This is a genomic window from Natrinema sp. DC36, assembly GCF_020405225.1.
Lineage (GTDB): Archaea > Halobacteriota > Halobacteria > Halobacteriales > Natrialbaceae > Natrinema.
Window position 1 is genome coordinate 3,484,072 of sequence record NZ_CP084472.1, and the last position, 19,465, is coordinate 3,503,536.

The following is a 19,465-nucleotide window of genomic DNA, read 5'->3' on the forward strand; positions in this document are numbered from 1 at the left end:
CGTCTCGACCGCGTGACTCCCACCGATTCCGAATCGACAGGGTTCACGTACGCATGAATTGCCGTCGGCGTCCTCTGTTCCGATCGCGGAGATGTTCGGCGGAACTGTACGTTGGACGCAGAAACGATGATTCGGTACTTACTGGCCGGTCTCACTCGTTCCGCCCGGGTACTCCCCAAGCATGACTAACGACAATTCAGATCGGTTTGACATCGGTCGACGACCCGTCCTCGGCGGCATCGCTGGCGCCCTGTCGACGGGGGCCGTCGGCAGTGCTGCGGCGACTGGTGGGGACCACCATCACGAAACCAGTGACGAATCGGCAACGGAAGAATCGGCGGAGCAGCCGCCCGAAGCAGTCCCCGACGAATTCGGGAGCGACGTCGACATCCTCAACTACGCGCTCACCCTCGAGTATCTCGAGGCGACGTTCTACACCCGCGGGATCCGGAACATCGACGAATCGGCTCTCGAACAGCACTTCGAGGAGTGGGGGCCGATCGGGGACCGGGTCCTCAACCGACTCCGCGTCGTTCGGGATCACGAGATACGGCACGTGGAAGTCCTCGCGGAGACGGTGGAAGCGTTGGGCGGCGAACCGGTCCAGCCACCGGAGTTCGACTTCGGGACGGCCGTCCAGGATCCGGCGGAGTTCATCGCCACCGCCGCCACCCTCGAGGACGTCGGCGTCTCGGCGTACGCCGGTGCGGCGCCGTATATCGATACGTTCGAACTTATCGCGCCGGCGCTCAGCATCCACAGCGTCGAGGCGCGTCACGCCTCGTTCCTCCGAGAGCTCAACGGCGAGATCGGATTCCCCGAGGCGTTCGACGATCCGCGCTCCAAATCGGAGGTCCTGGAGCTGGCAAGCGGGTTCATCGTGGAATAGGGAGCGGTACGCGTTCACTCCTCTGCGCGGTATTTTTTCCGCGGGTCCGACATCGCTCGATCCACCGTCCGTACTGATCGCCAGCGAATCCCCTCAGTCCCGCCCGCTCACGTCTCGCCAATCGGGCGCCGTCGAATATTTCGAGTCCGATAGCTCGTCGAACGCCGCGTAGACGACCTCGTTCAGCGCGGGATGGACGTGGACCGGCCCCGCGACGTCGTCGACCGTGCCGCCGCCGTCCATCGCGACGACCACCTCGTGGAGCAGCGTCGCGGCCTGTGGCCCAACGATGTGACAGCCAAAAATCTCGCCGTCGGGTCCAGCGATGGCTTTGACGAAGCCGTCGTCGGCCTCGAGGATCATCCCCATCGGCGCGGTCCCGTAGGGGACGGTTACGGCCTCGTACTCGTGGCCCGCGTCCTCGAGTTCGCCCTCCGTTCGCCCGACGCTCGCGACCCGCGGGCTGGTGAAGATCGCGTGGGGCATCGCCTCGTAGTCGATCGTCTCCCCGGCATCGTCCAGCACGTTCGCCGCGACGACTTTCGACTCGTCGTCGGCCGCGTGCTTGAACGGCTGCTCGCCGAGAACGTCGCCGAGCGCCCAGACCCCGTCCACGGCGGTCTCCAGCCGATCGTCCGTCTCGACGTAGCCCGTGTCGTCCGTTTCGACGCCCGTGGTCTCGAGGTCGAGCGTATCGGTATTCGGCCGCCGCCCGGTCGCGAGCAGGAGGTCGTCGGCGGTGAGTTCGACCGCGTTACCGTCCCCTTCCTCCTCATCGCCGTCGCTCGGCTCCGCGGTCACGACGACCGTGTCACCTTCCTCGACCTCGGCCGCCTCGTAGCCGGTGTACACGTCGCAGTACGTCTCGAGCGAGTCCGTCACGACCTCGCTCACGTCGTCGTCTTCCCGTGGGACGAGCCGGTCGCTACGGCCGACGATCGAGACGTCGGCCCCCAGCGCGCCGAAGAAATAGCCGAGTTCGGCACCGATGTAGCCGCCGCCGACGATCACGAGTTCGTCGGGGCGCTCCTCGAGGAAGAGCGCGTCGTCGCTCGTGAGAAAGTCGACGTCCTCGAGGCCGTCGATCGGCGGGACCATCGGTCGGCCCCCCACGGCGATGACGACGGTCTCGCCGCTGATCTCCGCCGTTTCGTTCCCCTCGCCGTTCAGTTCGACCTCGATCGTTCGGTCGTCGACGAATCGGCCCTCGCCGCGGTAGAGCGTGACGTTCTCGCTGTCGTTCAGGCTCGATTCCTGACTGTTCGCCTTCTCGTAGACCGTGTCGTGAACCGATTCCGTGATCTCGCCGTAGTCGATCTCGTGCAACCGAGCGGGGACGCCGAACTTCTCGGCTCCGCGCACGCCTTCCGCGACGTCCGCGCGGTGGATGAGCGCCTTCGAGGGAACGCAGCCCCGCGTGATGCAGGCCCCGCCGAGCGGCCCGGGTTCGACGACGGCCGCCTCGAGTCCCCGGTCGGCCGCCGCGGTCGCGACCTGACTCCCCGATCCGCCGCCGAGGACGACGATGTCGTACGCGTCCATACCGTTCGAAACCACGAACGGCCGCGTAAAACGGGGGCCTGCTATGCGAACCCCGATCAGTCCCTGCCGCGCCGGCCGACGATCGTTACCGGCGCCGTTCCCGCGAGTCCGTGATTCCCCTCGTCGTCGCGTTCCCACTCGAGTCGGCCAGTTGATTCGCCGCCGTCGAACCCGGTCTCGTCGGCTCGGAAGAACAGGAGGAGAGCCGGTCGGCCGTCCCGATCCGCGTCGATGAGGTGACCGTCACCGATCGGTCGGGCACCGCCGCCGCCGTCACCGACGACGTCGGGCGCACCGAACCGGTATCGAACCGGCTCGCTCGTCGGATCGAACTCGTCAGTCTGTCGGACGGCAACCGGGACTACGCCGCGACTGTCCGGATTGATCGGCGCGCGATCGCAGCCCGGTCGGATCTCGATCTCGAGGTCGGCCGGGAAGTGTGCGGCGGCCTGTCCGCCGAACGCTGCGATTCCGAGCGTCGTCGCAACCAGCCCCGTTCCGGCTCGGAGAACGCGTCGCCGACCGAACGCGGCGTTCGTCTTCGTCGATTCCACCTGTCCTGACGGCTCGTGCGGTGTGTCTGCCATGCGACGCTTACAGATCCATCGCCGGTGGTAATATCCGATCTGGTCCTCCTCTCGAAAAAACGTGTACTGATACCGACTCTCTCGGCCATCTCGGGGCGTCGTCGCACGCGGCTCGTCTCAGAGCCAGTCGTCGCCCGGATCGTCGTCCGTCGCGTCCGCGTATCCCTCGACCGCCGCCGCGAGATTCGCGAGGGCCTCTTCGGGCGTCTGTCCCTGGCTCGAGACGCCGGTCTCCTCGTCGTCGGCGATGTGGAGGCCGTGCTCGTTTTGCCGCATGGTCACGTCCGCGTCCGCGAGCGCCTCGTACTCCGAGGGATCTACATCTGCGTCGGAACTCATACGTGGGAGTTGTCGCGGTCGGCTGAAATACTCTCCGACGCCAGGCGATCGGTTCGGGCGATGAGCGCTCGAGCGGGCAAACCGAGCCGATCGCGTCGGCCGTAGAAAAAGCCTTTAACACCATCGCCCCGTAGACCCAGCAAATGGTACTCGACGATCTCGGGAGTTCTCTGCGGGGCACCCTCGACAAGCTCCGCGGGAAGTCGCGACTCAGCGAGGAAGATATCGAGGAGATCGTCAAGGAGATCCAGCGCTCGCTGCTCTCCGCCGACGTCGACGTCTCGCTCGTGATGGCGCTGTCGGACAACATCAAAGAGCGCGCCCTCGAGGAGGAACCCCCGGCCGGCACCCCGGCGCGGGACTTCGTCCTCCGCATCGTCTACGAGGAACTGGTCGACCTCATCGGCGACTCCACCGAGTTGCCCCTCGAGGAACAGACCATCCTGCTGGCCGGGCTGCAGGGGTCCGGTAAAACCACGTCCGCCGCGAAGATGGCCTGGTGGTTCTCCACGAAGGGGCTCCGACCGGCCGTCATTCAGACGGACACCTTCCGCCCCGGCGCGTACGACCAGGCCGCGGAGATGGCCGAGCGCGCAGAAGTCGACTTCTACGGCGATCCCGACGGCGAGGACCCCGTCGAAATCGCCCGCGAGGGCCTCGAGGCGACGAGCGAGGCCGACGTCCACATCGTGGACACGGCGGGTCGCCACGCGCTCGAGGACGACCTGATCGCCGAGATCGAGCAGATCGAAGGCGTCGTCGAACCCGACACGTCCCTACTCGTTCTCGACGCCGCGATCGGACAGGGCGCGAAGGATCAGGCCCAGCAGTTCGACGACTCGATCGGGATCGACGGCGTCGTCATCACGAAGTTAGACGGGACCGCGAAGGGTGGCGGTGCCCTCACCGCGGTGGACCAGACCGATTCCTCGATCGCCTTCCTCGGGACGGGCGAGGAGGTCCAGGACGTCGAGCGCTTCGAGCCCGACGGCTTCATCTCGCGGCTGCTCGGGATGGGGGACCTCAGTCAGCTCGCCGAGCGCGTCGAGCGCGCGATGGAGCAGACCGAGATCGAGGAGGACGACTGGGACCCCGAGGACATGCTGCAGGGCCAGTTCACCCTGAACGACATGCAGAAACAGATGGAGGCGATGAACAACATGGGGCCGCTCGATCAGGTGATGGACATGATCCCCGGCCTCGGCGGCGGGATCAAGGATCAGCTGCCCGACGACGCGATGGACGTCACCCAGGACCGGATGCGGGCCTTTTCGGTGATCATGGACTCGATGACCGACGCGGAGAAGGAGTACCCCAAGGCCATCGGCGCGAGTCAGATCAAGCGCATCGCCCGCGGTTCGGGGACCAGCGAGGAGCAGGTCCGAGAACTGCTCCAGCAGTACAAGATGATGGAACGCACCATCAAGCAGTTCCAGGGCATGGGTTCGGAACAGGAGATGCAGCGCATGATGAAACAGATGCAACAGGGCGGCGGTGGCGGTGGCGGCGGCATGGGCGGTATGGGGCCGTTCGGGTAGATCTCGCCCGCGTTTCGCCAATACCCGCCTCACGAAACGCTTCCGTCCTGTCGGTTCGGAAGGCTCTCTCGCTGCCACTACGTTAATGGACTTCTAGACGAATCCTCGGGTACCAATGAATCGTCGGCAGTATCTCGCTCGTACCGGCGCGGCCGGTGTGAGCACAGGAACCCTGGCAGCGATGGCCGGCTGTCTCGGTGGGCTCACCGGCTCGTCGGACACGGACAACGTCGCGGTCAGCGATCGGACCGGCGAACGCGCGCTCGACCGCGCTGCGGGCAGTCTGAATAAGGCTGCACAGTCGCTGGACGCCCTCGACGACCTCGAGAATCCCGAAGACGTCGAGTTCGACCCACAGGAGCCGCGGAGCCACCTCTCGGCGGCGCGCGAGCACCTCGAGACAGCGGAATCGGAACTGGGCGACGACCGGACGAGCGACATCGGGACGCTTCGCTCGTACGCGGACGCTCTCGAGGGCCTCATCGCGGTGACCGTGGCGGTCACCGACGACACGATCACCGACGATATCGAGGCCGTCAACGCGGCGCTCGAGGAGGACGGGGACCTCGATGCGGCGAACGAGACCGTCGACGAACGCAACGAGACCGTCACCGGGGCGCGCGAGCGCCACGAGGAATCGACGGCGACGATCGAATCCATCGACGGCGATCGGCTCGGCGAACTGTCCGGCATCGATCTCGCGGATCTCGCGGACGGCGCGGCCGCGCTCGGCGATGCGGTGACGTCGCTCGAGACGCTCACCGAGACGTACGATGCGACGCTGAGCGAGGACGACGGATTCGGCGCGCTCGAGCGCGGCCGGGACCAGCTGGAAAACGACGAGTACGAGGACGCGCAGGCGGAGTTCGAGACCGCCGAAGCGACGTTTGCGGCGTCGCTGGACCGACTCGAAACCGGGCGGTCGGAGTCCCCGGAGGGATACGCCGACTACTTCGAGACGGCGTCGTGTCAGAACGGACACCTGCGAGACGCGGCAGCGGCGTTCGCCGAGGCGGCAGCCGCCGCGGCGGCCAGAGACCCGATCGCTGCCGAGAACCACCGGAATCAGGGCGAGGACTCGCTCGATGCGGTCGGTTCCTGTCCCGATTAGTCGGACGACCCGGTCGCCGCAGCGTCGCGCTCGCGGGCGGCCGCCGGCGGGAGGTCGTCGATCAGCACGACCGCGTCCCCCTCGAGGACCGTCGTGCCGTCGCCGTCGAGCACGTCGGTCTCGATCCGGTACTTCGACCGGCCGAGGTCCTCGACGACCTCGCAGACGGCGGTGGCGCGGGTGCCGATCGGGAGCGGGGCGCGGAAGCTGCTTTCCTGTGAAAGATAGATCGTCAGTCCCGGGAGCCGGGCCAGCGCCGCACTGACGATCCCGTTCGCGAGGACGCCGTGGACGATCCGCTCGCCGAAGCGCGTTTCGGCCGCGTAGGCCGCGTCGAGGTGGACCCGGTTGGTGTCGCCGGTCACCGACGCGAAGGCCTCGACGTCGTCTTCGGAAATCGGCTTCGAGAACCGTGCGACGTCGCCGACCGAGACGGCCGTCTCGTCCGCGCCGCGGTACTCGAACTCCCAGTCGTCGCGCTCGTAGAGGGTGTCGGTCCGCACACGTCGCTGAGGCGGTTGCTCGCGTGACTCCGTCGCACGGTGGACGAGCTGTGGCACGTAGTAGGTGAGTTCGGTCGTCGTGACGATTCCCACCAGTTCGCCGGTGCCGTCATCCGCCGCCGTCTCGCTCGTCCGCTCGGGACTCGAGACGACCGGCAGGTGTTCGATGTCCGTCGACCGCAACAGCGCCACGGCGTCGACGATCGAGGCCGTCGGTTCGATCGTCGTCAGCGGTGACGACATGACCGCTGATAGCTCGAGGTGGCCGAGATCCCGTCGTTCACAGAGCTGTGTCACGAAGTCGCCCTCGGTGATGATACCCTCGGGGTCACCGTCTCGGACGACGAGTACCGAACTGACGCCTTCGTCGCGTAGTAGCGTCGCCGCTTCGGTGACGGTCGCGTTCGGCGGGGCGGTGACGACATCCTCGACCATGATTTCCGCGACGGATATCGTGTCGTGCATCTGACGGCCCTACGTGGTCGACCCCTATCAGTTGGCAGGGCCACTCGCTGAACGGACACCCGCCGGCGCTGTTCGAGCGCGACCGCGAGTGACCGGGTTCGAGACCGACTCGAGCGGCACAGTGGGACAGACAGAACAATGAGTCGCGACTCGGGAGCGCCGATTCAGGTGTCGACCGGCCGCCCGTCTTCCGTCGGCGGCGCGATGTGGTCGACGTACTCCTCGAGGCTCGGTTCGTCGACCCGGACCCGGACGGCGATCTCGCCGAGTTCGTCGGGTTTGCCGACCGAGAAGTTGACGTAGTCCTCGAAGGCCGCCTGCTTTTTCAGCGCGAAGGTGAACGCGTCGCCCTCGCGGTTGGCGAAGAACTCGCCGCGGGCGGTGTCGAGGATCTCCTGGCGGTGCAACTGCTCCGAAAAGTGATCGAGCGTGTGGGCCTCGCCCCTGACCTCGCCGAACTCCTCCTCGAGGTCGGCGGTGGGAAAGATATTCGCGACGGCGTCGATCACGCGACTCGTGACCTCGGTGTCGTATATCGGTGCCGTAATCTCCACGTCGACGCGGTAGATCTCGCTCATGGGTCCGCTTCGGCCTCGGCACGTTTCTCGTCGTCGGTTCCCCGGACGATCGACCGAATCCGATCGTGGAACGCCTCGAGCGAGTCGGTGTTCTCGACGACCACGTCGGCGCGGGCCATCGCATCGTCCATTCCGAAGCTGCGCTCGCGTTCGTCGCGGGCGGCCAGCCCCTCGCCGCCGTCGGCCTCGCTCGCGTCCCGGCCGCGCTCGTCGATCCGCTCGGCTCGCAACTCGAAGGGAGCTTCGATACTGACCAGCGTGAACGCGTCTTCGAACTCGTCCTCGAAGACGTCGACCTCGGTGCCCGAGCGGATGCCGTCGACCAGCACCGTCTCGTGGGCCTCGAGGCGATCCTCGATCATCGGCAGCGATCGTTCGGCGATGGCCGCCGGGCCGTTTTCCTCGCGCAGCGCCTGCGCGACCGTGCCGTGATCCGTCGCGGGGTCGAGCCCGCGGTCGGCCGTCTCCTGGCGGACGACGTCGCCCATCGTGACCACCGGGATTCCGTCCTCGCGTGCGACGGTCGCGGCCTCGCCCTTGCCGCTTCCGGGGAGCCCGACCGTTCCGATGACGTGCATCGAGACTACGTACCGGCGAGACGTGCATAAACGCTGTGTTCGCCGTTCGGTCCGGACTGCACCGTCTCCGCTCGGCGGTCGGACCATCCATCGGTTCGCTGCAACGGTTTTAGGATCGACATTCGCCGCGTTACATTCCGAGTCGGCCGCCCCTCGAGCGGGGTCGAACTCGACAGCCGGTCTCGCTCGAGTCGGCGCGGCTTATGCGCCTGCTATCGATGAGTTCGCTCGCATCGAACCGACGCGTTCGACGGTCGTACTTCGCTCAACCGTTCCAATTCGAGGCAATTCGATCAAACTCTGACTGATCGCTGAAACGGAGAGACGCCGTTATGTGGCAGTCCGTTGCGGAGACGGGTGCGTACCATGACAGACAAGATACTCACCAGGCGTCGATTCACGGCCGGAGCCGGTGCCGGACTGATCGCTGCAGTCGCAGGTTGTTCGGACGACGGCGAATCCAGCGAGGACTCGCCGGACGACGAGTCGGACGGAACGGACGGTTCGGAGGACCTCGGCTCCGGCGATGGCGGTAACGAGTCCGACGACGGTGGGCTCGGTAACGAGTCGGATGACGGCGGACTCGGCAACGAATCCGACAACGAGTCCGACGGCGGCGTGGGGAACGAATCCGACGACGGGACGGGTGATGACACGGAGAACGCGTCCATCAACGAGTCCGGCGGCAACGACACCGAGAACTCGAGCGACGACGATGCGGAGGTCGAGTTCTGACGCCGGCCGGTGCCGACGCGGGTACTCACGAGGACGCACCTTTTTTGTGCGAATCACCGGGTACCGTCGGGTACCGCGTTCGAATTCCGTTCGCCTGTTTGATACCGTAGCGAGCGGTTGACTGCGACGAGAATCCCAACCGCTTATGCCGTTCCGTCGTGGATTCGGACTCGAGGGCACGTAGCTCAGTCCGGAAAGAGCGTCGGACTTCTAATCCGACGGTCGTGGGTTCAAATCCCATCGTGCCCGTGATTCTGCGACGGTTCCGCGAACCAGTGAGCGGAACGTCGTGAAACGTAGTTTCACGGAAACGGACGCGAGGAGCGAATCACAGACAGAGATGGGATTTGAACTAGACGGCGGCGAGCGGAGCGAGCCGACGGCGTAGTTCATAATCCCATCGTGCCCGCGTTCGGCCACGAACCATTCATCAGCGACAGTACTCACTGAGATCGAATGGGGCTCGAGAAAACTGGGGTCAGCCTCGAGTTCGACGACCAGGGCGAGCCCCGGCGGATGCGGATCGATACGATTCTCTCCCGGTTGAAGTCGGACCGTTTTGAGAACCTCCATGCGCTCGCGAGCGAGGCTCTCGAGAAGTGGTCGCGATCGGGGAACGATCCGACCGTACTCCGTGGCGTCGAGTTGACCTGAAAGACTCCAAGCGGCGGCTCTGAAACCGGATTCGTCGGCGCTGTCGCCGACCGCTGAACCGGCCTCCATAGTGGCAACACTACCCCTTCATTTCGTTTGCGCAACTACACCTTCATCAGACGCTGATTTTCACAACTTTAGTTGCGTCGTGTTTACACGCACGGACCTCGAACTCACCGACCACGAAGCATACGGCTTTCTCTGCCTATACGGATTGTTCCTCCTCTGGATGATTCTCGAATCGATGGAAATCATCGAGACTGTCCGGGGAATTTAATCGATGTTTAGAACCGACTGGACTGATGAATTTGCGCTTTCTACTCAGCAGCGGCTACTCATTCTGCGTAAACACTGTCAGAAACGGCGTGCTGACTACAGAGGATGAGTTTAGTACGAGGATCTCGTTTGTTTCACGCCCGCCCTACTGAACCAGCCGTTCCGTAGATCTGCGAATCTAACGCTGGTGCCTCTATCAACTATTAGTGACTTCTGTAGAGCCGTGCTGAATACACAGCACACACTCGCAGTACAGTTCGCTGGATTAGCTGCAAGGTCGGCTAAGATGGAGATCCTCGATAGAGGTGGTAAAGTTAAAATGTAGAAATTATCAAAAGTTGCACGCCAACAAGGGTGAAGTGCGTAGAGACAATTGGCCAGAGTATGACTGCAAGTCCGTCTAACGATGAGGAATGGGCTGAGCGGTGGAATAAGTTATTTGACATCCTTTCTGTCGAGCCGCGGCGAGAGATTATCAATTCGTTGCTGGATGTGCCACAAGAGCGACGGCTCTCGCTACCTGAGGCTGCAGAATCCCCTAACCAGTCGATGAACTCTGAGTCATTAGCTATTCACTTGCGCCATCATCACCTCCCTAAGCTCGCCGAAGAAGGGTACGTTCGCTGGGATTCCGAACGGTTCTGTGTCCAGCGTGGCCCCAACTTTGCGGAACCGGCATTTATCGTTGAGAACGTGTTCGAGTCGATGGACGAAATCCCCGAACCCTTGATTGACAACTGTAGGATTATACAGAAGAAAATTAACGATGATGCGAACTGACGTTGTCACCAACGTTGTCAAAGCGGTGGCCGCCCAAGATGAGGTAGAACCAGGGGAACTCGATTCATTGTACGAGTACATCGACCCAGAAATATTAGAGAAAGTGTATGAGCAAGAGAAGGGCGACTGGACCTTTACGTTCCAATATTCCGATCCTCAAGTCACTCTGACCCACGAGGAACAAATCTTCGTTGATGGTGTCCTGCATACGCCGAGTGTATCAAGAGGGAGTAAATGACTATTGAGTGATGCGGGTTCTCCACTCTAAACTCAATGTCCCTTCCAGGCTAACTTCCACCTCTGCATTCAGCACGCAGTCTCTGCTATCTCCCAGATAAATCAGTCGTCGATCCAATACCTACTTGACCTGTACTGAGCGATCTCCACTTTCGCAAACCGGGGCTGATCTCGTGCGACATTCGCGCGCTGTATTCAGCACGACTCTGGCAACATCACCGATAGTTGGTAAAAGTGCTAGCGTTAGATACGCATGTCTTGGTATCAGCCTACTCAAAATCGTCTACCTGAACGAAAGAGGAGAGATTGCCGTAAATGCCCCTAAGGGGGCAGGGCAATTGCGCGGCGCGCAGAGCGCGCGCCGCGCTAGCGAAAAGTCAGACTGGCCGATTCGAGACGGTAGAACGGTGCTGCTCCAGCAGTAGGAGAGGATGGGACCTCGATAACGAGTGTTGTCGAGTCCGCTTAGGGGGGGAAGAGATTAGACTATCGCCGAGCGGTAAGTACAGACCAAGGTCTTAACGGAACTGAAGCCGATATATTCTCGTACGAGTATGTTCGGAGGTGACCGTGGTCTCGGGCTGGCCGAGGTGCTTCACGAGTCAGCGTCAGAACCCGTTCTTATAGTCTTCGCTCTACTAACCCAGCTCGGCGACGTTTGGTTTCTCTTCCTGTTGGGGGGTCTTCTGTACGTCGCCGGCGATCAGTTTCCGCGGTGGGGGATCGATCGGCGGCGTGGCCTGTTTGTGCTCGGTCTCCTACTCACGTACGTGGCTCTCATCGGGGTGCTCAAGCATTTCTTTCTGCTCCCTCGGCCCCCGGGAGCGGGTGAGCCACCCGTCATTGCGTGGCTTCCAGCCGTCTTCCAGGGCGTGTTAGCTTCGATCGCGACTGGGTCGGGCCCCGGATTTCCGAGTGGCCACGCCTTCGGGAGTACGATCGTCTGGGGTGGGTTCGCACTCGTCGTCTTCGAAGACAAATTTTCGCCGGGGTGGCTCGGAGTCGCAGCCGTCGTCGGTCTCGTCTCGCTCTCACGACTTATCTTGGGCGTCCACTATCTCGTTGATGTCGTAGTCGGGGTCGGTTTCGGAGTGGTGGTGCTGGGTGTGCTCTACGTGATCGCCGATCGAGGTACTGCCCCTGCTCGAGTACTCCTCATCGCGGTCGGTGCTGGCGCCCTGGGACTAATCCAGGGAGCCACCTTCGAGAGCGTGGCCGCGCTCGGAAGTGGCGTCGGCGGGTGGCTCGTCTGGCGTGGCATCGCCGATTCAACGCCCGCTCACCCGTCAAACCGCCGAGAGGCAGCTGCTGGATTCGTTGTGTTCGGATTGGCAGGCGGTTTCTTCGCGCTGATGTATGCTGTCGAACCGCCACTACTGGCCACGTTTTTCGGCTCCGCGATCGCCGTCGGTGGGGCCGTTATCGCCCCTTTGGCCGGTGAGAAACTCCTTGATTGGTGAGGTGCGTGACTACGCGGCTAAGAGGAAGCCAGGGCGGTCGTATCCATGGACGAACAATACGCACACATAGTTATCGCGGCGTTCAGCCAACTTCCAAGTGAATAGAAGATAATGAAGCACCCTTTCGACTCAACTGCCTGGAGTTGCACGTCGCGAAGAACGATTCCCTCGATATGAACACGAACCGAATACCGGCTGTGTTCATATTCGGCCCATCGCCCATGAGAACGTACCGGTGATCGCGACGATCATGGCGATCCCGAACCCCTCTTTATAAACTGAGATTGTTTGAGTGAACCGAAAAAACTAGGATAGGCGGGTTGTGTTCACGGCCATGTCTCACAACGAGACTCCCGGATCGGTGCGCGTCCGGACCGACGACGGTAACGAATGGCGCTTCGATGCCATCCAGAAAGCAGCCCGCTTCTACGACTGCAACCGATCGAACGCGATCGCGTTCGCGTGCAACGACGTGGATGCGCTGGTCTCCGCAGCTCGGCGCGTCCTCGAGCGCGACGACCGCACGCTCGAGTAGCGCCGGGAGATCGCCGAGACGCTCTCGACTCGAGTAGTGACGTTCGAAGTCGATACCGACATCGCTGTCACTACTGATTGAATTCTTGCCTCGAGAAACGCCGGCCAGGGGCCGGCGTCGGAGCCCCCACCCCCCATAGGTGATGTGTTGGGTGGGAGGGTTTGAGATCAAGTTTGACAAGTTGACTTTCAAGTCGGACCGATCTCAGGTGCGGCGAGGTTCCGTCTGTCTCGAAGTCGGACGGATTCAGTCGGCCAACGACCGAATCCTCTCCCCCGCCATCCGCTTCTTTGCATTACATAGACATAATCTTGTCGTCTGTATGACTACTACCGGAACAATCAATAATAATTATCGATAACAACGGATTGCCTCCGACCATCCTCTCCCCCATCCATTCGGAGGCATCCACCACCTGCCGTTTTGTCAAAAAATGGTATTAATCGCGATTTTTGCTTGTTTGGTCCCGCGGTGATCACCGCCAGCGGAGTAGCGGGAAATCACTCGAGCGGACCATCTTCTCACAACGGATCGTGCAGCCGATCGCCTCTGTGGCCGATAGACGACGAAACAGTACCAGCCGTCGTGACGCCGGAGTTTCTCGTCGTATTCGCGGTAGACCTTCCATACCGGGCTGTCCATCGGAATGCTCGTGCATCGTCGACTTGCTCTCGACGGGCGTGCCGTTCCCGACCCTCGCGTCGTGCCAGCTGGCCCGCTCGAGATCGAAGCGACGTAGAGGATGAGGCCGGCGTTTCGATGGTGAACGGCCGCTTGTGTAAGCTACTTTCATTGTCAGGGGTCAGCCCCATTTCATTGACCGCTCATCAGCATTCGTATGCAGGTCATCTCCGTTGTGCCACGCCCCGGTGACGGGCGGAACCCACTACACACAATGGACTATGTGCCGCCGAACCGGTGTGGTACGGTTCCGCCCGCCGCCGCCGACAACGGGGTCGACCGCCGATGAACAACGTCCAGTGGAACGACGACTCGTACCGATACGTACGGAACCTGTTTCGGAGTTACGGCATGGGGCTGATATTTGCGGCGAACATCTTCGGCGCTGGGTCGATTTACATTCTCTCTTCCATCGGCGTATCGTTTGGGTTCACCCTCCTGTGGGTCCTCCCACTCTCCCTTGGTGTCGGTCTCGCGGTCCACGAGATGTCCGCACGGCTGGCCGTGCTCGATCGGCCACTCATGGGGTACATTCGCGACGTTATCGGGTCACCTGCCGCGAAGGCGTTCGCAGTGTTCATCGCGTTCATCATGCACCTCTGGAGCGTGGCGAACTACGCGCTGACGGGGGCCGCACTTGCGTTTCTCACCCCGCTCGACAACGTTCTGATCGCCACCATCCTCAGTGGTGCCGCCGGGATTGCACTCATCGAACTCCGCGTCTATCAGCGGATCGAAGCGGTCATCGCGATCCTCGTTCTCGTGGTCTTCGGGTCGTATCTCGTGATCTTTCTCGGCATCGACATCCCGGCCGCCGACATCGCCCGGGGGTTGATCCCGGCGGTCCGGACCAGGATGGGACCACTCACGATGATTATCGCGCTGGTCGGCACGACAATCTACTACCCGAACTTCTTCATCCAGACGAGCATGCACCAGGCGAAGGAGTTCGACACCGTCAGCCAGTACCGACGGGACCACACCGTCGGCCTGGTTGCGGCCGTCCTGATGAGCATGGCCGTGCTGATCGTAGCCGCGATCACGGTTCCGTCCGGCGTGGTCTCGCTCGTCGATCCGGCTCGGCCACTCGTGGAGGAGCTCGGCCCCTGGGCCCTGACCGTGTTCATCGTCGGGGCCGGGGCGGCCTCCTTTTCCAGCGCGACGGGCACCCTGTTCGGGGCCGGGTTCATGGTTCCCCAGGCGTTCGGCAACGACACCGCATTCGGTGACCGGCCGTTCCGCATCGTCGTCAACGGTCTGATCGTCCTGTCGTTGCTCCTCGCCGTGTCGATCCTCACGTTCACCGACTTCTCGGCGGTGCAACTGGCACTCGTGGTGCCCGCTGTGAACGGCGTAATCGGCCTGCCGGTGACGGTGCTGGCACTCTACGGCGCGATGCACCGGTATTACAACCCCACGCGGATCGAAAATGTGGTCTTCATCGGCACCGTGATCCTCACGTTCCTCGTGGCACTCCTGACGGCCACGTCGTTGGCCGAGACGATCAGAACGATTGTCTGACGTTTCCCCGCCGTCTCCAGGGCCTCCGCTGGCCTCGAGCCACACGCCCATCGCTCGAGCGACCGCGTCGGTCATCCGGTCGCCGGGCGATAGCGAACACACTGCGGCGACTCGATCGATGAGGAGGACTCTCGAGAGAAAATCCTATATATAACAGATAGAGAGTAAATCGTGAAATATGAAACGAACGAATACGATTCTCGCGGTGACGCTCGTCGTCGTGGCGTTGGGACTCGTCACGATGCCACTGTCGGCAGTGGCGCAAGAAGACGGTGATTCGATGGAGATGGAGGCCACGATAACGGAAGACGGCGAATTTGAGACCCTCCGAATGGTGTGGGAAACGGACGCACAGACCTACAGTTCTCTGGAGTCGACTGCGTCTGAGCAGGGATACGATACCGTAGCCGCGTGGTTCGCCGAGGAGGAAATGCTCCCGGAAGAGAACGGGTACGCTGGCTACGAGAACGCCGACGATACCGAACTCGAAGACGGGTACGCGATCGAAATTGAATTCACGGATTTCAATCAGGAGCAGTTCGATGACACGGAACTAACGGCGGAGAACGGAACGGTCTCCATGCAAATCGGTAACGTAGAAGATCCCGAAACAGACGATACGTTTAGCGAGATGACGTACGTCATCAATATGCCCGGCGAGGTGACGGACTCGAACGCGCTGACGGTCGATGGAAACACTGCCACGTGGCACCTCCACGAAGAGCGACCGAACGTCTTGTCCGTGGAGTCCGAGACGGGGTCCGAGACGGGGTCCGACTCTGACTCCGCTGATGATGACGGTATTCCTGGCTTCGGAGTCGGTGCCTCCGTCGTCGGATTACTCGTTGCCGTGCTAGCGCTCGGATACCGACACGACTGAGACGCACTACCCCGGTTCGGTCGTCGTTCGACGATGGATTCGAAGCGGGTGCGAGACCGATACCGCTCGCGACTCCCAGCAGACGCTCGAGAACGACGACCGACCGAAGGGGGATACTTCTTCACCAGATATTATTTAAAAATTGACTTGTTCCGATACACTAATGTCGGCCACTAACGTTATATAGAACGTCGGCAGGGCCAGCCGTTGGCATCACAGGGGATACGGGGGACGCACCGATCATCGCGATGCACGCACGACGATCGCCATCCCGCTGCCGACACGTGTACACCCTTTCGAACCTCGATACCTGCCCGATAGTCCTCGCTGTCGCCCGTACTCGACTGCTGGTACCCGCTCTCAGCTTCCGCCGTTCGAGCCGACGATTTCCGCTCTCACCCGTACCCGGGCTTCTCGTTCAGGCCCACGATACAACCCGCTGGATCACCTTCCGACGGTATGGACGACACCGACCTCGAGCCGGTCGCGTTCACCGGTCCGGACGCGCCGTCCGAACCGGACACGTTCGCCGACCAGGCGCGCCGACGCGCCGACACCGAACGCGAGGCCGTCGAGTGGGCCGTCGCCGAACTCGAGTCGCTGATCGACGCCCGGAACGTCGACCTCGAGCCGCTGCTCGAGTACGCGCGTCGCAGTCGGGAGAGCATGCCAGACCGACACGTGCGGTCCTACGAGGCGATGGCCGAGACCCTCGACGTCGATCCCGATATATACGAGGTCTACGCCTTCGCGTACAGCGACCTCTGTGACGAACTGGCCGCCGAGCCGGCCGCCGATCCCTCGCGCGGCTGTACGAACGCGCTCGTGTCGCCGTCGCGGACCGGACGAGACGGCTCGCTCGTGCTCAAGAATCGCGACATCGCCGGCCGGGGTGCCCGCCCCAAATCGGTCGTCGAGCAGCCGGCGATCGACGGCTACCACGGCTTTCTGACCGTCGACACCTGCGGGACGGTCATGCTCTACAAGGGCGTGAACGATCGGGGGCTGGTCGCCGCGAACACCTACATCGACGCGAACCGGGACGATATCGAGCCCGAGGCGCAGTTCCGGAACGGCACCGTCGTCCGGCGCGTGCTCGAGGAGTGTGCCACCGTCGAGGCGGCCCGGGAACTCCTCGAGTCGATCCCGACGCGGCAGCTGATGGCCCAGACGCTGTTTCTGGCGGACGGAACCGATGCTGTCTTGCTCGAGGTGAACCCTCTCGAGGAGCGGATCGCGGTCGCCGACGACGGGGCCGTCGCCCGGACGAATCACTTCGTGCTGTCGCGCTCGGCGTCGACGGAGAGTTCTCGCCGCCGTCGGGAGCGAGCGACGGCGCTGCTCGAGGCGGGAGGCGACGAAATCGACCGCGACTACCTCTGGCGGATCGCGGCGGATCACGAGTACGGGCCGGGAAACGAGTCGATCTGCCGACATCCCGAACCCGAGACGGACGAGCACGCGTTCGGTCAGTTGACGACCGCGAGCGCGGCCGTCTTCGAGGGCGGCTCGCCGACGGTAGAACTCGTGATGGGCAACCCCTGTGAAACCGAGCCGGCGCGGTGTTCGTTCGGCGACGAGTTTTCGATGGCGCTTCGGACGGGAGCGCGGTGGCTCGAGTGGCTTCGATACCAGTAGGTGGGAATACGAGTTCGGTGCCCAGAAAAGTGACTGAAACCGTCCGTCAGTGAGTGACTGTTCGCTTCCGGCCAACTATTGGTCGCTCACTATCGAATATCCTCGACACAGGTATAGTCAGCCTCCTCTGCACGAACCCACGTCGTTTCGAGTTGCTCGTCAGTCGCATCCGCGGGATAGAGAACGCACACGTCGGCCGAATTTGTGTTTTCAGCCACGACAGCAGCCACTTCTATCGGACCCGTTTTCTCAAACCTCTGGTTCATTTTATGATACTATCGTGTGGTCTGGTGGGGGATGGCTCTGTACGGAATAGATGAGATCTCCCAGTAGATGGGCAATCGCTTTCTTGTGTGCGTCTTTCCCACAATGGATGTGAGTAGGACGGACCGATTGCGCGTCGTAGGCGGCAAATGCACCGGCAGGAAGCGTCTCTTCCCGTTCGAGATATCGGCGGATTTCCAACAGTAATGCGTGCAGATGTATGAGTTCTTGTTGTCTCACGTTACCATCTACCGCTATCTCTCTTCTTAGTGTTTTTTGAGGCGTTATTTAGATGTACTGATCCGAGTAACAAGTGTAAATGGTAGGTTCATCTGACGAGCGCTTTTATTGTGTCTTTTGTACAATCAGTATCCGCTCCGTGGCCTATATTCACCGCGAGTCGCACGAACTTCCACTCGCTGAAACCGGCTACTATCTATAGTAGCCACTGCAAGTCAATGCACACCTGATCGCACGACAGCTGTGCGATCAGTGTGTAAATAGTTGCAGTTGTTACTATAGTGAGACGCGAGCAGGGAATCCGGTACGGAACTAAGAAATCTCGTCAGGCTCGAACGCGGCGCTGCTCGAGGTCGGCCTCGAGCCGATCGGCGGCCCGGAGCCGCAGTTTCTTCGCGCGGCGCTCGCCGAGTCGCGAGTCGGTCATCCGGTCTGCGAGCGGATCGTACGCCGCGGGCGTGAATCCGAGCCGTCGCAGGTAGTCCCTGACTCCCGCCCCCTCGAGTCCATCGTGGATGGCGACGTCAGTAACCGACTCGACGGTGTCGAACTCGGGGAGACGGAGCGGTCCGTCGGTGGCTGCATCCGGCCAAGCGCTCCGTTCCGAGCCGCCGACGACCGTCCCGTTCTCGTCCGCGCGGGTGACGATCGATCGCACGTCGTCCGCGAGTCGAAGCACCTGGCTCGGTAGGGCGGCGTCGGGCGAGCGCCACTCGACCGTGGGCATCGCTTTGCGAAGCCGAACTGGGTTCCAGACCGCGTCGTAGGGGCTGAACTCGTCCTCGAAGGTGGCCCGGTCGACGCCGCGCTCGAGCGCCCGCTCGCGGAACGAGTCGTAGGCGTCCTCGAGACGCTGCTCCCACTCGGCGACGCTGTCGACGTAGGACTGGAGCTGGCCCTGTTCGGGACAGGAGTCGTAACACGAGCGCCGGTAGAGGAAGGGGCGGGCGCACTCGAGGAGGCGTTCGCCGCGGTAGTGTGCCGAACTGGTGACCAGCGCGAACGCCGGGTCGATCGCGGTCAGGGCGTTGAGCTGGTCGGTGACGTTCGACTGCTCGAAGTGGATGTGCGTGCCGGCGCAGACGCGGGCGTCGTCGAACGCCGGCCCGACGATCCGGCGCTGGAGGTCTGTCTCCTCCTTGTCGCGGTAGGGGACGTCCGCGGGTGCGGTGTTCAGCGGCGTCGCGAGCGGGACGAGTCGCTTGTTTCGATCGCGTGCCGCGTCGACGACGCGGCTGATTCGGCCGACGAGTTCCTCGCGGAGTTCGGCCATCGATCCACACGGGGTCGTCTTGATCTCGAGCATCGGCTCGACGAACTCGGGGTCGACCTGCGGCGAAACGTCGAGCAGTGTGTCAGGTGAGACGAGGTCGCCGTCGTCGTCGACGACCCAGTACTCCACCTCGAGGCTAGTGTTCATGGATATGTCTGTTG

General features: G+C 62.5%; 19 protein-coding genes, 1 tRNA gene and 2 pseudogenes. 13 read left to right on the forward strand and 9 right to left on the reverse strand.

The features are described from left to right. Positions 1 to 181: 181 nt before the first annotated feature. Positions 182 to 889 carry a ferritin-like domain-containing protein gene (locus tag LDH74_RS17800; RefSeq protein WP_226040026.1) on the forward strand — a complete coding sequence of 236 codons (708 nt, stop codon included), beginning with the start codon at positions 182 to 184 and terminating at the stop codon, positions 887 to 889. Between the two features lie 93 nt (positions 890 to 982). Here the strand turns inward: LDH74_RS17800 and LDH74_RS17805 are convergent, their stop codons facing one another. From LDH74_RS17805 to LDH74_RS17815, 3 genes are all read right to left on the reverse strand, one after another. Then, positions 983 to 2,431, reverse strand: coding sequence for a dihydrolipoyl dehydrogenase (locus tag LDH74_RS17805; protein ID WP_226040027.1), 1,449 nt, complete (start codon positions 2,429 to 2,431; stop codon positions 983 to 985). Between the two features lie 56 nt (positions 2,432 to 2,487). Beyond that, on the reverse strand, positions 2,488 to 3,018 hold the full coding sequence (locus LDH74_RS17810; RefSeq protein WP_226040028.1) for a hypothetical protein: 531 nt from the start codon (positions 3,016 to 3,018) through the stop codon (positions 2,488 to 2,490). 117 nt (positions 3,019 to 3,135) lie between these two features. Further along, the gene (locus tag LDH74_RS17815; RefSeq protein WP_226040029.1) at positions 3,136 to 3,357 is read right to left on the reverse strand and encodes a hypothetical protein; all 222 of its coding nucleotides are present in this window, start codon (positions 3,355 to 3,357) and stop codon (positions 3,136 to 3,138) included. 143 nt (positions 3,358 to 3,500) lie between these two features. Here LDH74_RS17815 and LDH74_RS17820 point away from each other — a divergent pair, with 143 nt between their 5' ends. Continuing rightward, complete coding sequence (locus LDH74_RS17820; RefSeq protein WP_226040030.1) at positions 3,501 to 4,895, forward strand: signal recognition particle protein Srp54; 1,395 nt, start codon at positions 3,501 to 3,503, stop codon at positions 4,893 to 4,895. Positions 4,896 to 5,052: 157 nt separating this feature from the next. Then, the gene (locus LDH74_RS17825) at positions 5,053 to 6,006 is read left to right on the forward strand and encodes a hypothetical protein (protein WP_345778534.1); all 954 of its coding nucleotides are present in this window, start codon (positions 5,053 to 5,055) and stop codon (positions 6,004 to 6,006) included. On the opposite strand, the gene LDH74_RS17830 is transcribed toward LDH74_RS17825, so the two are convergent. From LDH74_RS17830 to LDH74_RS17840, 3 genes are all read right to left on the reverse strand, one after another. Then, a complete protein-coding gene (locus LDH74_RS17830) occupies positions 6,003 to 6,974 on the reverse strand; it encodes a CBS domain-containing protein (protein WP_226040032.1) in 972 nt (323 codons plus the stop codon). The two genes, LDH74_RS17825 and LDH74_RS17830, sit on opposite strands and share 4 nt — an antisense overlap. A 164-nt stretch (positions 6,975 to 7,138) precedes the next feature. Next, complete coding sequence (locus LDH74_RS17835; protein ID WP_226040033.1) at positions 7,139 to 7,552, reverse strand: RNA-binding domain-containing protein; 414 nt, start codon at positions 7,550 to 7,552, stop codon at positions 7,139 to 7,141. After that, the gene (locus tag LDH74_RS17840; RefSeq protein ID WP_226040034.1) at positions 7,549 to 8,130 is read right to left on the reverse strand and encodes an AAA family ATPase; all 582 of its coding nucleotides are present in this window, start codon (positions 8,128 to 8,130) and stop codon (positions 7,549 to 7,551) included. Before LDH74_RS17840 ends, LDH74_RS17835 begins: the two co-directional genes overlap by 4 nt. 366 nt (positions 8,131 to 8,496) lie before the next feature. Between LDH74_RS17840 and LDH74_RS17845 the strand changes: the two genes are divergently transcribed. From LDH74_RS17845 to LDH74_RS17875, 7 genes and pseudogenes are all read left to right on the forward strand, one after another. Further along, the gene (locus LDH74_RS17845; protein ID WP_226040035.1) at positions 8,497 to 8,865 is read left to right on the forward strand and encodes a hypothetical protein; all 369 of its coding nucleotides are present in this window, start codon (positions 8,497 to 8,499) and stop codon (positions 8,863 to 8,865) included. A gap of 174 nt (positions 8,866 to 9,039) precedes the next feature. Beyond that, positions 9,040 to 9,114 (forward strand) — tRNA-Arg (locus tag LDH74_RS17850). 207 nt (positions 9,115 to 9,321) lie between these two features. Continuing rightward, positions 9,322 to 9,519 (forward strand): hypothetical protein, encoded by a 198-nt coding sequence (locus LDH74_RS17855; RefSeq protein ID WP_226040036.1) that lies wholly within the window; start codon positions 9,322 to 9,324, stop codon positions 9,517 to 9,519. Between the two features lie 660 nt (positions 9,520 to 10,179). Further along, a complete protein-coding gene (locus LDH74_RS17860; RefSeq protein WP_226040037.1) occupies positions 10,180 to 10,575 on the forward strand; it encodes a hypothetical protein in 396 nt (131 codons plus the stop codon). Continuing rightward, positions 10,562 to 10,813 (forward strand): HalOD1 output domain-containing protein, encoded by a 252-nt coding sequence (locus tag LDH74_RS17865; protein WP_226040038.1) that lies wholly within the window; start codon positions 10,562 to 10,564, stop codon positions 10,811 to 10,813. The genes LDH74_RS17860 and LDH74_RS17865 overlap by 14 nt, the downstream gene beginning before the upstream one ends. Before the next feature lie 553 nt (positions 10,814 to 11,366). Continuing rightward, positions 11,367 to 12,272 (forward strand): phosphatase PAP2 family protein, encoded by a 906-nt coding sequence (locus tag LDH74_RS17870; protein ID WP_226040039.1) that lies wholly within the window; start codon positions 11,367 to 11,369, stop codon positions 12,270 to 12,272. A 334-nt stretch (positions 12,273 to 12,606) separates the two neighbouring features. Further along, positions 12,607 to 12,888 (forward strand): annotated as a pseudogene (locus LDH74_RS17875) (hypothetical protein). A gap of 345 nt (positions 12,889 to 13,233) precedes the next feature. Here LDH74_RS17875 and LDH74_RS17880 read toward each other — a convergent pair. Beyond that, positions 13,234 to 13,543: pseudogene (locus LDH74_RS17880) on the reverse strand (hypothetical protein); the annotation flags it as partial. 296 nt (positions 13,544 to 13,839) lie between these two features. On the opposite strand from LDH74_RS17880, the gene LDH74_RS17885 reads away from it, so the two are divergent. From LDH74_RS17885 to LDH74_RS17895, 3 genes are all read left to right on the forward strand, one after another. Further along, on the forward strand, positions 13,840 to 15,009 hold the full coding sequence (locus LDH74_RS17885) for a divalent metal cation transporter (RefSeq protein WP_226040040.1): 1,170 nt from the start codon (positions 13,840 to 13,842) through the stop codon (positions 15,007 to 15,009). A gap of 178 nt (positions 15,010 to 15,187) precedes the next feature. Then, on the forward strand, positions 15,188 to 15,889 hold the full coding sequence (locus tag LDH74_RS17890; protein WP_226040041.1) for a hypothetical protein: 702 nt from the start codon (positions 15,188 to 15,190) through the stop codon (positions 15,887 to 15,889). Between the two features lie 459 nt (positions 15,890 to 16,348). Beyond that, the gene (locus LDH74_RS17895) at positions 16,349 to 17,527 is read left to right on the forward strand and encodes a C45 family peptidase (protein ID WP_226040042.1); all 1,179 of its coding nucleotides are present in this window, start codon (positions 16,349 to 16,351) and stop codon (positions 17,525 to 17,527) included. Between the two features lie 267 nt (positions 17,528 to 17,794). Here the strand turns inward: LDH74_RS17895 and LDH74_RS17900 are convergent, their stop codons facing one another. Together LDH74_RS17900 and LDH74_RS17905 are read right to left on the reverse strand one after the other, a co-directional pair. Then, complete coding sequence (locus tag LDH74_RS17900) at positions 17,795 to 18,031, reverse strand: UPF0058 family protein (protein ID WP_226040043.1); 237 nt, start codon at positions 18,029 to 18,031, stop codon at positions 17,795 to 17,797. A gap of 325 nt (positions 18,032 to 18,356) precedes the next feature. Further along, entirely contained in the window at positions 18,357 to 19,451 is a 1,095-nt protein-coding gene (locus LDH74_RS17905) for a glutamate--cysteine ligase (protein ID WP_226040044.1), read from the reverse strand. Positions 19,452 to 19,465: the final 14 nt, after the last annotated feature.

Coding starts and splice junctions, on each gene's coding strand:
- LDH74_RS17800 (WP_226040026.1), top strand. CDS start 182: ATGACTAACGACAATTCAGATCGGTTTGACATCGGTCGACGACCCGTC.
- LDH74_RS17805 (WP_226040027.1), bottom strand. CDS start 2,431: ATGGACGCGTACGACATCGTCGTCCTCGGCGGCGGATCGGGGAGTCAG.
- LDH74_RS17810 (WP_226040028.1), bottom strand. CDS start 3,018: ATGGCAGACACACCGCACGAGCCGTCAGGACAGGTGGAATCGACGAAG.
- LDH74_RS17815 (WP_226040029.1), bottom strand. CDS start 3,357: ATGAGTTCCGACGCAGATGTAGATCCCTCGGAGTACGAGGCGCTCGCG.
- LDH74_RS17820 (WP_226040030.1), top strand. CDS start 3,501: ATGGTACTCGACGATCTCGGGAGTTCTCTGCGGGGCACCCTCGACAAG.
- LDH74_RS17830 (WP_226040032.1), bottom strand. CDS start 6,974: ATGCACGACACGATATCCGTCGCGGAAATCATGGTCGAGGATGTCGTC.
- LDH74_RS17835 (WP_226040033.1), bottom strand. CDS start 7,552: ATGAGCGAGATCTACCGCGTCGACGTGGAGATTACGGCACCGATATAC.
- LDH74_RS17840 (WP_226040034.1), bottom strand. CDS start 8,130: ATGCACGTCATCGGAACGGTCGGGCTCCCCGGAAGCGGCAAGGGCGAG.
- LDH74_RS17845 (WP_226040035.1), top strand. CDS start 8,497: ATGACAGACAAGATACTCACCAGGCGTCGATTCACGGCCGGAGCCGGT.
- LDH74_RS17855 (WP_226040036.1), top strand. CDS start 9,322: ATGGGGCTCGAGAAAACTGGGGTCAGCCTCGAGTTCGACGACCAGGGC.
- LDH74_RS17860 (WP_226040037.1), top strand. CDS start 10,180: ATGACTGCAAGTCCGTCTAACGATGAGGAATGGGCTGAGCGGTGGAAT.
- LDH74_RS17865 (WP_226040038.1), top strand. CDS start 10,562: ATGATGCGAACTGACGTTGTCACCAACGTTGTCAAAGCGGTGGCCGCC.
- LDH74_RS17870 (WP_226040039.1), top strand. CDS start 11,367: ATGTTCGGAGGTGACCGTGGTCTCGGGCTGGCCGAGGTGCTTCACGAG.
- LDH74_RS17885 (WP_226040040.1), top strand. CDS start 13,840: ATGGGGCTGATATTTGCGGCGAACATCTTCGGCGCTGGGTCGATTTAC.
- LDH74_RS17890 (WP_226040041.1), top strand. CDS start 15,188: ATGAAACGAACGAATACGATTCTCGCGGTGACGCTCGTCGTCGTGGCG.
- LDH74_RS17895 (WP_226040042.1), top strand. CDS start 16,349: ATGGACGACACCGACCTCGAGCCGGTCGCGTTCACCGGTCCGGACGCG.
- LDH74_RS17905 (WP_226040044.1), bottom strand. CDS start 19,451: ATGAACACTAGCCTCGAGGTGGAGTACTGGGTCGTCGACGACGACGGC.